Here is an 11656-nt window from a genome sequence, read left to right as displayed (position 1 = left end):
GTCCGGATGGAGGCGAAGCAGGTCCGGATGGAGGCGAAGCAGGTCCGGAAGGATGTGATTGTGGCGCAGCGGGATTCGGCACCGGCCCGGATTGCTGCGGTGCGGGTCCGGGCGCATACGGCGGATAGCCCCCGTACCCGCCCGGTGCCCCGTACCCAGCCTGCGTCGTCGGGTCGCCGGGCTGCTCCGGGTAGCGCGGCTGCGACTGCCACCGCGAACCGGGTTCGGGATCGCCCTCCCACCATTCCGGATTCCGCTGTGTCCCATCGTCATCGCGGTCGTTCGAGCCACTGGTCATGGTCGACCCCCTGTTTCTTGCGGCCGTCGATCCGCCTAGAGGGGGCGGAGAGTGGCCAGGAGTTGCTTGGCGAAATCTGTGGTCACGGCCTTGTCCACACCCGTGTCCGCGATGATGGTCAGCACGAAAGCGCCACTGTCGCCGGGGAATCCGAAGGTGTAGATGGCGTAGGTGGACGCGCAGCCCGGGCTCGGCGCGGGAGCGTTGCCGGTGGTTTCCACGAAGACGCCCTCCAGCTTGCCGTCGGAGGTCCGGAACGATTCGGCGGGGCCCGGCGTGGAGTCCGTGGAGGTGGTGTACGCGAATCCGATCACGCGGGCGGTGACGTCGGAGATCGCCCGCACCGGATCGGATTCGTCGGATTGGGTCAGGAACATATTGGTGCGCACGTAGTTGGGGCAGTAGCCCGCGCCCTCCTGCGCCACCCCCGCCACCGGCAAAGCGTCAGCGCCGTAGCCGATTTCGACGGTGCTCCGGTCGATCTCCCAATCGGCGGGCACATCGTAGGCCGCGCCGTTCTCCGGAAGCACGACCACCTGGTAGCCGGGGATCACCGCGGCGGGCGTGGTGGGGCGGGCCGCCGTGGTTCGGGGAGCGGTGCTCGTGGACGGTGCGGAGTTCTCCGTGGTCAGTGCGCTCACCATGGACGGTGTGCTGCCCGGCGAGGCGGAATCGGCGGAATCCCGGTTCACCAGCGCTACCGCAGTGACCGCGCCGACGACCACCAGCGCCAGCACGCCGAGGGCCGCGAAGAGCAAACCCTTGCCGCGCTTGCCATTCGGAGGTCGGCCGTAACCGTGCGCCCCGTATCCGGGCGGGCCACCGTACGGCGGCTGGCCCCCGTACCCGGCGTGCACGGTCTGGTCCATCGGACTCGCCTGATACGCGGCGGTCGGCGGCCCCGAAGGATCGGGTCCGGCCCACGGCTGGGGTGGCCGATACCCGGCGGTCGACTCCACTCCGTACGGGGTAGTCCCGGCGGGCGGGCCCGCAGCGTACGGACCGGCCTGTGGATGAGGCGGCGCCGCGTCTGGAGCGGGCGCGCCCTGCCACCACTGCGGCTCCGGCTGATTGCGGTCGTCGCCACTCATGGTCGTCCCCTGCCTGTCGTATCACCGCGTTGTATATCGCGGCCGACGCCTATCGCGCAGCAGTGGCCGAAGACGCGGTGATCCCGCGCCCGCTATCGGCGGCCGGCTTCTTCGGCGGAGCGCCCACCAGGGTGAGGAGGGTGGCCTCCGGGCGGCAGCAGAACCGGTACGGGGCCCACGGCGAGGTGCCCAGGCCCGCCGACACGTGCAGGCGGGTGTGCGCGCCCCAGCGCGACGCGCCCTTGACCCGGGAGCGGTCGATGCCGCAGTTGGTGACCAACGCGCCGTAGAACGGCAGGCACAGCTGGCCGCCGTGCGTATGCCCGGCCATGACCAGGTCGTAGCCGTCGTCGGCGAACCGGTCCAGCACCCGCGGCTCGGGGGAGTGGGTGAGGCCGATGCTCAAGTCCGCCAGGGGATTCGGTGCGCCCGCCACGGTGTCGTAGCGATCCCGCTTCAGGTGCGGGTCGTCGACGCCCGCGGTCGAGATCTTCACCCCGGCGACCTCGATATCGCGGCGCACGTGCGTCAGGTCCAGCCAGCCCCGCTCACTGAAGGCGGCGCGCAGATCCTGCCATGGCAGCGGGTCGCCGAAGACCCGCTTGTGGTCCTTCTCGAAGTACTTCAGCGGATTCTTCGGCACCGGCGCGAAGTAGTCGTTGCTGCCGAAGATGAAGATGCCGGGCCGCGCCAGCAGTCCGCCCAACGACTGCACGACGGACGGCACCGCCTTCGGATGCGCCAGATTGTCGCCGGTGTTCACCACCAGATCCGGTTCCAGCCGATCCAGCTCCCGCACCCACGCCTGCTTCAACTGCTGGCCGGGCGTCATGTGCAGATCGCTGATGTGTAGCACGCGTAGCGAGGGCTTACCCGGTTCGAGCACCGGTAGCGTCGCCTCCCGCAGCACGAATGCGTTCCGTTCGATGAGCGAGGCGTAACCGATTCCGGCGACCGCGGCCCCGGCGGCTCCCAGAGCGGCGTTTCGCAGGGCGGAGGTCGAGATAACGGGCATTCGCCCAGAATAGGCGACCTGCGGGGGAAACATCGACTTGTATGAGGCGTGGACCACTCCGGGGCGTCGACACCGGGAAAAAGAGTGGCGGGTGCGGGGGCCGCGAGCGGTAGCGTGGGCGCATGTCGGAACTCAAGGCGAAGCTGCGTACGGACCTCACGGCCGCGATGAAGGCCAAGGACGCGCTGCGGCTCAACACGCTGCGCATGCTGCTGTCGGCCGTGCAGAACGCGGAGGTCGCGGGTACCGAGGCTCGGGAGCTCTCCGATGCCGAGGTGATCACGGTGCTGTCCAAGGAAGCCAAGAAGCGCAACGAGGCCGCCGTCGTCTACGAGCAGAACGGTCGCGGGGAGCTCGCCGCCAACGAGCGCGCGGAGGAGTCGATCATCGAGGAGTACCTCCCCACGCCGCTCACCGACGCGGAGGTCGCGAATGTCGCCGACACCGCCATCGCCCAGGTGGCCGAGCAGAACGGGGAGCGCCCCGGCATGAAGCAGATGGGCCAGGTCATGAAGATCGCGACCGCCCTCGCCGCGGGCCGCGCCGACGGCTCGCGCATCTCGTCGGCGGTCAAGGCTCGGCTCTAGCCGAGGGCGTCACTTCCCGCCGGGAACAGCGAAATCGCCCGGGGTGCACAGTGCACCCCGGGCGATTCTCGTCGGTGTTCCCGCTAGCGCGGGATGGGTATCGGTAATGGGATCGGTGGCAACTGCGGGAGACCCGGCAGGCTCGGCACGCCCGGTGGTGGCACCGGCGTCTGCACCGGGGCCGGGCGCTCACTGCCGTCGCTCACGTAGATGGTGACCACCGAGCCCGGAATCGCCGATCCGTCCGGCGAGATGCTGAGCACGGTGCCCTTGGTCGGCCCGGGGGCGGAGGCGACCGACACCTGGAAGCCCGCGCCGATCAGGGTCGAGGTGGCCTCGCCCTGGCTCATGCCGACGACGTCGGGGATCTGGGCATTGTTGGAACCGCGCACGTACTTGTCGTCCAGTGGCGGGAACGCCAGCGGCGGGAAGCGGTCGAGCACGTTCTTCATCGCGCCCATCCAGGTGCGGGCCGGTTCGTTACCGCCGAACAGGTCGCCGCTGTAGCAGTTGCGCAGCGGGAACGAGCAGATCTCGCCGGGCGTCGGGGTGTCGCCGTAGATGTAGGCCGCACCCGCGAACGAGTTGGTGAACGCCAGGAACGCCGAGGAGCGGTGCGATTCGGTGGTACCGGTCTTCGCCGACAGCGGCCCGTTCCAGCCCACCGAGCGGGCCGCGCCCGCCGCCGTACCGCTGATGTCGTCCTTGCCCATGGCATTGGCGAGGGTGTGCGCCAGACCCGGCTCCACCACCTGCTCACACGCCTGCTGCGTCAGCGGCACCGGTTTGCCGTTGCGGTCGAGCACCTCGCGGATCGGGGTGGGCGGGCACCATTTGCCGCCGGAGGCCAGCGTCGCCGCCACATTCGACAGCTCCAGCGGATTGATGGCGACCGGCCCCAGCGTGAACGAGCCCAGGTTCTGGTTCTTCACCATGTCGGCCAGGCTCTGGTTGCCGAAGCCGGAGGTGCCGGGCTGGGTGTAGGAGCGCATGCCCAGCCGCACCGCCATATCCACCGTCGGCTCGACGCCCACGTCCCGGATCAGCTTGACGAAGGTGGTGTTGGGCGAGGTCGCCAGCGCCTCGGTCACCGACATGGGCGACTTGTAGGAACCGGCGTTCTTCACGCAGTAGGTCTCGGGCGGGCAGCCGGGGGTGTTGGAGTTACCCATGCCCCGGGCCTGGAAGGTGGACGGCACATCCAGCTGGGCGCTGATGCCGAGGCCCTTCTCCATGGCGGCGGCGGTGGTGAACAGCTTGAACACCGAGCCCGCGCCGTCACCGACCATCGAGTACGGCTGCGGCTGCACCGTCTGATTCGCCGCCGCGTCGAGTCCGTAGGTGCGGCTCGACGCCATGGCCAGCACCGGATGCGAATCCTGGCCGGGCGCGACGATATTCATGACCTGGGCGATGTCGTCCAGGTTCGGGTCGGCGTTCTGCGTCACCGACGCCTTCACCGCATCCTGGACGACCGGGTCGAGGGTGGTGCGGATCAGGTAGCCGCCCTTGTCGATCTGGTCGCGGCTGATGCCCGCGTTGGCCAGGTACTGGAGGGCGTAGTCGCAGAAGAAGCCGCGGTCGTAGGCCGCGATGCAGCCGCGCGGCAGCCCCTTGGGCTCCGGCAGCACGCCCAGCGGTTCGGCCTTGGCCTTGCGGAATTCGTCGGCGCGGCTGGGGATGTTCTGGATCATGGTGTCCAGCACGGTGTTGCGCCGCTCCAGCACGCCCTGCGGATTGGTGTAGGGGTTGAGCTTGGAACTGGACTGCACCATGCCCGCGAGCATGGCCGACTGCACCACGTTCAGATCCTTGGCGTCGATGCCGAAGTAGGTCTGTGCGGCGTCCTGGATGCCGTAGGAGGAATTGCCGAAGGGCACCAGGTTCAGATACCGGGTGAGGATCTCGTCCTTGGTGAGCTGCTTGTCCAGGGTGAGCGCCATCCGGATCTCGCGGATCTTGCGGGCCGGGGTGGTCTCGATGGCGGCGCGGCGCTCGGCGTCGGTCTTGGCCACCACCAGCAGCAGGTAGTTCTTCACGTACTGCTGGTCGAGCGTGGAGGCGCCCTGCTGCACTTCACCACTGGAGGTGTTGGTGAGGAAGGCGCGGAAGGTGCCCTGCCAGTCCACGCCGTGGTGGTCGGCGAAGCGGCGGTCCTCGATGGACACGATCGCCAGCTTCATGTCGTTGGAGATCTTGTCGCTGGGCACCTCGAACCGGCGCTGCTCGTACAGCCAGGCGAACGGGGTGCCGTTCGCGTCGACCATGGTGGACACCGCGGGGACAGTGCCCTCCACCAGTTCGGCGGAGACATTGTCGACGGCGTCCGCGGCGCGGTTGGAGATGTATCCGAATCCACCGGCGAGCGGGAAGAGCAGCCCGGCGAGCAGCACGGCGGCCAGTACGCAGCTGCCGGCGAGTCTCGCGAGCGTTCGTGATATCGGCACGAGTCCTAGCCTAATTGGCCTCGCGGGCACTCGGTGTGCGCGTGTCGTCGGCGTCGGTTTGTCACAAATGAGGCCGACTGCCCGGTTCCATGTCTCGATTGCATGGACGGACGTACCAGAAAATCTCGGCACGGTCTTGCGCAGGGCGCGCACCACTATCTAGATTGAGAACCCAGTGTGATAGAGCTAACACTCAAAGTGGAATGTGGTGCGGAACGCAGCGGGGTTGGGTAGCTGCGCGTCGTACGCGATTCTGGAGCGCCGTGACCCGGTGTTCGGACTGCAAAGGGGCACACCAAATGCACATGACTACCCCGATCGCTCGATTGGACGTGGAGCAGGCCGAAGCGAGAATCGCCTGGGTTTCCCAGGCCCGATGCAAGGAAGTGGATCCCGACCAGCTGTTCGTGCGTGGCGCGGCGCAGCGCAAGGCGGCCACCATCTGCCGGCATTGCCCGGTGTTGATGGAGTGCGGCGCTGACGCCCTCGACAATCGCGTCGAGTTCGGAGTGTGGGGCGGCATGACCGAGCGGCAGCGCCGGGCGCTGTTGAAGCAGCACCCGGAGGTGACGTCCTGGGCGGATTTCTTCCGCGTCCAGCGTCAGCAGAAGGTAGCGATGTAACCCGTATACCGATTAGCAGAACGGACCGAGCCCGCGTATAGCGGGCTCGGTCCGTTTCTGGGGCAAAATCGGTCGTTTCGCACAGACCGTACCAATCGGAAGAGGGTCACTTATGTCCGATTGCTACTGCTCCAGCTGGTGCCGCGGGCTCGGCGAGCTGTGCGCCCACCGCCCGCAGCGCCTCCAGATCGGCGACCTCGAATGGCAGGGCGGGCACGGCGGCGATCGGCACCCGCGGATGCGCGCCCGTGAACCGGTGCAGCAGGTGCTGTTCCCGCCGAGCCGTCTCGGCGCGGTGTGCGTGGATGCGGAGTACGGCGGCGGTCAGCGTGGCCGCGGTCGCCTCGGCGTTCTCGGTGCCGTCGGCCGGGGCCAGCCGGTCGGCGGCCACCAGCGCCTCCTGCGCCGACAGTGAACTCAGCACCGGGTGGGTGCGATTGAGCACCAGCCCGGCCAGCGGCATCTTGTCCGTCGAGAGCCGATCGACGAAGAACGACGCCTCCCGCAGCGCGTCCGGCTCGGCCGTCGCGACCACCACGAAGTGAGTGCCCGGCCGCGACAGCATGGCGTAGGTGCGGTCCGCGCGATCCTGGAAGCCGCCGAACATGGACTCCAGCGACTGCAGGAACAGTGAGGCGTCCTTGAGCAGCTGCCCGCCCACGATGGTGGACACACCGCGTAGCGCCAGGCTCATGGCCCCGGTCACCAGGCGGCCCACGCCGCGACCCGGCATCATGATCACGCGAATCATGCGGCCGTTGAGGAAGTTCCCGAGCCGCTTGGGCGCGTCCAGGAAATCCAGCGCATTGCGTGAGGGCGGGGTGTCCACCACGATCAGGTCCCACTCGCGCTTGGCGGCGAGCTGCCCCAGCTTCTCCATGGCCATGTACTCCTGCGTCCCGCCGAAGGACGAGGCCACCGTCTGGTAGATCGGGTTGGCGAAGACCTGCTCGGCCTTCTCCGGACTGGTGTGCTCGAGCACCATCTCGTCGAAGGTGCGGCGCATGTTCAGCATCATGGCGTACAGCTCGCCCTTGGCGTCGGGGCCCAGCTGCACCCGCTGCGGGGTGTTGCCCAGGTCCGACACGCCCAGCGACTGCGCCAGCCGCCGCGCCGGGTCGATGGTCAACACCACCACGCGACGGCCCTCCTCCGCGGCGCGCAACGCGATGGCCGCGGCCGTGGTGGTCTTGCCCACGCCACCGGACCCGCAGCACACCACGATGCGCGAGGCCGGATCCTTGATGATCTTCGAAAGCTCCAGCGGGACCGTACTTGCCGGAAGAATCATGTCAGCGAACCCCCTGCGCGCTCAGATATTCGGCCAGCTCGTAGAGCCCGCCCAGATCCATGCCGTCGGCCAGCGACGGCAGGTACAGCCGGGAGATGTCCACCGCGGCGAGTTCCGACGCGCTCTCGTCCTGCGCCTGCAAACGCGCCGAATGTTCCACGGCCTCGGTGACCAGGCCCTGGAAATCCTGCTCCGACAGCGTGATTCCGGCCTCGGCCAGACCCGACTTCAGCGCCTCGGCGTCGAGTTCGCCCCGGGCGGTCTCGGCCCGCACGCCGCGCGGAAGGTAGCCCTCGCTCGCCCGGTTCACGATCACCGTGCCGATATTCAGGTCGTTCGCGGTCAATTCGGCGACCGCGTCGGCGGTTTCCTGCACCGGCAGCGCCTCCAGCAGCGTGACCAGATGGATCATGGTCTGCTCGGAGTGCAGCAGCTTGGAAACCCCCTCGGCCTGCGCGGCGATCGGCCCGCCCTTGGCGATCTCCGCCATGGCCTGGGTGACGTCCAGAAAGCTGGCGATGCGGCCGGTCGGCGGGGCGTCGATGACGATCTCGTCATAGGCCGGTTTGCCCGACTTGTCGACGCGCACCGCGCATTCCTTGATCTTGCCGGTGAGGATCACGTCCCGCAGCCCCGGCGCGATGGTGGTGACGAACTCGATGGCGCCCACCCGGCGCATGGCGCGCCCGGCGAAACCCAGGTTGTAGAACATGTCCAGGTATTCCAGGAACGCATGCTCGACATCCAGGGCCAGCGCCACCACCTCGCCGCCGCCGTCCGCGGTGGCGATGCGGGTCTCGGTGGGCGGCAGCGGTGGTACGTCGAAGAGTTGGGCGATGGACTGCCGACCCTCCACCTCCACCAGCAGCACCCGACGACCACCGGCCGCCAGTGCGAGCGCCAGTGCCGCCGCGACCGTCGACTTCCCGGTCCCCCCTTTCCCCGAGACATAGTGCAGCCGGGCCTTCTCGGCCCGCTGCGGCCATCCTGTTTGGACCCCTGGCTCCGCCGAAACGGGCACTGCGATCGGTACTCCCACGTTCGCGAGCCTATAACTCGTTCCTTATTCCTGCCCAGAGGATGACCAGGACTGTCTGGTACACCACGTTTCGACCGGCCGATTCGCCATTCGTCCGGCACGGTCGGGAGGGCCGGGGATGCCTTGCGCCGCACCCGAGCTCTACGCTCACCCCATGAGTGATGTGACCGCGTGGGAATACGCGACCGTGCCGCTGCTGACGCATGCGACCAAGGCGATCCTCGACCAGTGGGGCGCCGACGGTTGGGAACTCGTCACGGTGCTGCCCGGACCGACCGGTGAGCAGCACGTGGCCTACCTGAAGCGGCCCAAGAACTGATGAGCGCCGCAGCGGCCACCAACTGGGCCGAGAACCTGGAGAAGCTGGGGCTCACCCTGCCCCCGGTCGCGGCACCCGTCGCGGCGTACATCCCCGCCATCCGCAGCGGCATCCACGTCTACACCTCCGGGCAGCTGCCCTTCCGCGACGGTGAACTCACCGCCGTCGGCAAGGTCGGGGCCGAGGTGAGCCTGGAGCAGGCCAAGGAGGCGGCCAAGTACTGCGCGCTCAACGCGTTGGCGGCCGTGCACGGACTGGTCGGGCTCGACAATGTGGTGCGGATCGTGAAGGTCGTCGGATTCGTCGCCTCCGCACCGGGATTCACCGACCAGCCGGTGGTCGTCAACGGCGCGTCGGAACTGCTCGGCGAGGTCTTCGGCGAGGCGGGCGTGCACGCGCGCTCCGCGGTCGGCGTCTTCGAACTGCCGAAGAACACCCCCGTCGAGGTCGAACTCATCGCCGAGGTGCGTTGACCGCTGCCGACCGGCACGGTGACAGCGCGGTGAGTCCGACAATGGACTCACCGCGCTTGGTGCACTAGGACTGGATCATGACCCTCAACCATCCCGCGTACGAGCGGGTGCGACAGGTGACGCCGAGCGCCGCGGTGCTGCTGGCGGACAATCCCGGCCAGATGACGCTGGAGGGCACCAACACCTGGCTGCTGCGGGCGCCGCAGGCGTCGGGGTGGGTGGTGGTGGATCCTGGTCCCAAGGACCGGGCGCACTCCGAGGCCATCGCGCGCGCCACCGACGGGGATATCGCGCTCACCCTCATCACCCATCACCACCACGACCACACCGGGGGCATCGATCGGCTGGTCCGGCTCACCGGCACCCCCGTGCGGGCGGTGGACTCGGGCTTCCTGCACGGCGGCGGCACCGAACTGGTGGACGGCGAGGTCATCGAGGCGGCGGGCGTCCGGCTGACCGCCGTGGCGACCCCGGGGCACACCGCCGACTCGATGAGCCTGCTGCTCGACGGCCCCGACGACGCCGATGCCGCGGTACTGACCGGCGACACCGTGCTCGGCAGCGGCACCACGGTGCTGGAATCCCGTGACGACGCCCTCGCCGACTACCTGGCCTCCCTGCGCCGACTGGCCGAGATCGCCCCCGGCCGCACGCTGCTGCCCGCCCACGGACCCGACCATCTCGACGCCGAACCCGTGATCGGCTACTACCTGAAGCACCGCGAGGAACGTCTCCAACAGGTCCGTGACGCATTGGAGAAGCTCGGCCCCAAGGCCAAGCCGCTCCAGATCGTCGCGCACGTCTACGCGGATGTGGACAAGCGGCTGTGGCCCGCGGCGCACAGCTCGGTGAAAGCCCAACTCGCCTACATCCGCAGCCACGGCTGACAGTTGCGAGGCTCCGCCGTCACCACGGGTGACGGCCGCTCGCCGGTACTCGGTACCTCACCGGGCGCGGACACGCGTAGGACCGGGACGCCACCTCGGCGGTGACGACCCGGTCCGTGCGAGTCCGAGATTCGCCCGCGTCAGCGCGCGCGGCGGGCCAGCCGCTCCGAGTCGGAGATCAGCACGCTCTTGCCCTCGAGGCGCAGCCAGCCGCGGTGCGCGAAGTCGGCCAGGGCCTTGTTCACGGTTTCGCGGGAGGCGCCGACCAGCTGGGCGATCTCCTCCTGGGTGAGGTCGTGGGTGACGCGCAGGGCGCCCGCCTCCTGGGTGCCGAAACGCTGTGCGAGCTGCAGCAGCGCCTTGGCGACACGACCCGGCACGTCGGTGAAGATGAGGTCGGCGAGGTTGTTGTTGGTGCGGCGCAGACGGCGCGCCAACACTCGCAACAGCTGCTCGGCGATCTCCGGCCGCTGATCGATCCACGACTTCAACGCGTCGCGATCCATCGTGACCGCCCGCACCTCGGTGACCGTGGTGGCCGTCGAGGTACGCGGGCCCGGGTCGAAGATCGACAGCTCACCGAACATGTCCGACGGGCCCATGATGGTCAGCAGGTTCTCCCGACCGTCCGGGGACCGGCGGCCGATCTTCACCTTGCCGGACGTGATGATGTACAGGCGGTCGCCGGGCTCACCCTCGTTGAAAATGACATGGCCGCGCGGGAAGTCCACGGGCTGAAGCTGTTTGGCGAGGGCCGCCACGGCGGTTGGCTCGACGCCTTGGAAGATGCCTGCTCTGGCGAGGGCCTCGTCCACGAATGTGCTCCTTATGGGAAATGGCTCTGTCCTGGACCGAAGCTGATTCGGCCGACAGTGCAGTCTACTTTGCAATATGTCCGGGTAGTGATAGACACCACGCGCCGCGTTCAATCTCCGACACGCGGAGGCCCTTTTCACGACGCCCACTGTCGGCCCTCGCGACACACAGAAGCCCACTACAGCGACACGCGGTGCGTTTCCTGCGACACACGGGTCCGGTGCTCACGACACGCAGAACATAATTCTGCGACACGCGTAACTTTCGCAACCTGCGGGTCGGCCGCGTCGCATTCGAGCGGCCGCTGTGCGGCGCTCAGCTGGCCTGCGCCACATCCATGGCTTCACCGCGGGTCCGCCGCGGCCGCGGGCGCGCCGCCGCGGCCGGAAGTCCCAATTTGGTCAGATCGCTGACCTCGGCATTCGTCGCCCTATCCAGGTACTGCCGCACCTCTTCGTCCGGTTCGAGCAGCTTGCGGAGCCGGTTCTCGACTCGTTCCATCCCCAGTGCGAACAGCATCAGCACCACCGGGAAGAGCACCACAGCGAGTCCTTGCATACGGGTGAGTAAACACGCCCAAGGTCTCAGATGGAACACGGGAGGTGCGCAGCCCGGTTGTCGGCCGGTTCTGGTTCCGTAAGGTGGACGCGTGCGTGTCTCCGAATCCAGCGCTGCCGCGCGAAGCGGTAAAGCGCGGTCCGCCGATGCCGTCGTGCCCGCGGCGGCGAGTGAAAGCGCCACCGCGCCGCGAGCGTTCGAGCGACCGGTGA

The 11656-nt window shown here is 68.4% G+C and carries 12 protein-coding genes; 5 read left to right on the top strand and 7 right to left on the bottom strand.

What is annotated here, in order from left to right; translation table 11 throughout:
• Positions 1-333 precede the first annotated feature (333 nt).
• Positions 334-1167: a DUF8017 domain-containing protein gene (locus tag FOH10_RS29735; RefSeq protein WP_143983161.1), complete on the bottom strand. Its 834-nt coding sequence runs from the start codon at positions 1165-1167 to the stop codon at positions 334-336.
• A gap of 271 nt (positions 1168-1438) precedes the next feature.
• The gene (locus FOH10_RS29730; RefSeq protein ID WP_143983160.1) at positions 1439-2404 is read right to left on the bottom strand and encodes a metallophosphoesterase; all 966 of its coding nucleotides are present in this window, start codon (positions 2402-2404) and stop codon (positions 1439-1441) included.
• A gap of 122 nt (positions 2405-2526) precedes the next feature.
• Between FOH10_RS29730 and FOH10_RS29725 the strand changes: the two genes are divergently transcribed.
• A complete protein-coding gene (locus FOH10_RS29725) occupies positions 2527-2991 on the top strand; it encodes a GatB/YqeY domain-containing protein (RefSeq protein ID WP_143983159.1) in 465 nt (154 codons plus the stop codon).
• 83 nt (positions 2992-3074) lie between these two features.
• On the opposite strand, the gene FOH10_RS29720 is transcribed toward FOH10_RS29725, so the two are convergent.
• The gene (locus FOH10_RS29720) at positions 3075-5438 is read right to left on the bottom strand and encodes a penicillin-binding protein (protein ID WP_143983158.1); all 2364 of its coding nucleotides are present in this window, start codon (positions 5436-5438) and stop codon (positions 3075-3077) included.
• Between the two features lie 299 nt (positions 5439-5737).
• Between FOH10_RS29720 and FOH10_RS29715 the strand changes: the two genes are divergently transcribed.
• Entirely contained in the window at positions 5738-6061 is a 324-nt protein-coding gene (locus FOH10_RS29715; RefSeq protein ID WP_029932757.1) for a WhiB family transcriptional regulator, read from the top strand.
• A 106-nt stretch (positions 6062-6167) separates the two neighbouring features.
• On the opposite strand, the gene bagB is transcribed toward FOH10_RS29715, so the two are convergent.
• A complete protein-coding gene (gene bagB / locus FOH10_RS29710; protein WP_143983157.1) occupies positions 6168-7352 on the bottom strand; it encodes an ATPase BagB in 1185 nt (394 codons plus the stop codon).
• A 1-nt stretch (position 7353) separates the two neighbouring features.
• Positions 7354-8373, bottom strand: a complete 1020-nt coding sequence (gene bagA / locus FOH10_RS29705; RefSeq protein WP_143984393.1) for an ATPase BagA — start codon at positions 8371-8373, stop codon at positions 7354-7356.
• Between the two features lie 172 nt (positions 8374-8545).
• Between bagA and sp36 the strand changes: the two genes are divergently transcribed.
• From sp36 to FOH10_RS29690, 3 genes are all read left to right on the top strand, one after another.
• Positions 8546-8710: a Sp36 family protein gene (gene sp36, locus FOH10_RS29700; RefSeq protein WP_085996322.1), complete on the top strand. Its 165-nt coding sequence runs from the start codon at positions 8546-8548 to the stop codon at positions 8708-8710.
• Complete coding sequence (locus tag FOH10_RS29695) at positions 8710-9183, top strand: RidA family protein (protein WP_029932754.1); 474 nt, start codon at positions 8710-8712, stop codon at positions 9181-9183. The genes sp36 and FOH10_RS29695 overlap by 1 nt, the downstream gene beginning before the upstream one ends.
• A gap of 77 nt (positions 9184-9260) precedes the next feature.
• Positions 9261-10070, top strand: coding sequence for an MBL fold metallo-hydrolase (locus tag FOH10_RS29690; protein ID WP_143983156.1), 810 nt, complete (start codon positions 9261-9263; stop codon positions 10068-10070).
• A 140-nt stretch (positions 10071-10210) separates the two neighbouring features.
• Here the strand turns inward: FOH10_RS29690 and FOH10_RS29685 are convergent, their stop codons facing one another.
• Entirely contained in the window at positions 10211-10885 is a 675-nt protein-coding gene (locus tag FOH10_RS29685; protein ID WP_011206875.1) for a Crp/Fnr family transcriptional regulator, read from the bottom strand.
• A gap of 316 nt (positions 10886-11201) precedes the next feature.
• On the bottom strand, positions 11202-11444 hold the full coding sequence (locus tag FOH10_RS29680; protein ID WP_029932752.1) for a hypothetical protein: 243 nt from the start codon (positions 11442-11444) through the stop codon (positions 11202-11204).
• Positions 11445-11656: the final 212 nt, after the last annotated feature.

The organism is Nocardia otitidiscaviarum, assembly GCF_007362295.1.
GTDB classification, from domain to species: Bacteria; Actinomycetota; Actinomycetes; order Mycobacteriales; family Mycobacteriaceae; genus Nocardia; species Nocardia otitidiscaviarum.
Note: the sequence above shows the minus strand (reverse complement) of the source record. Positions and strands in the feature narration are given on the sequence as shown.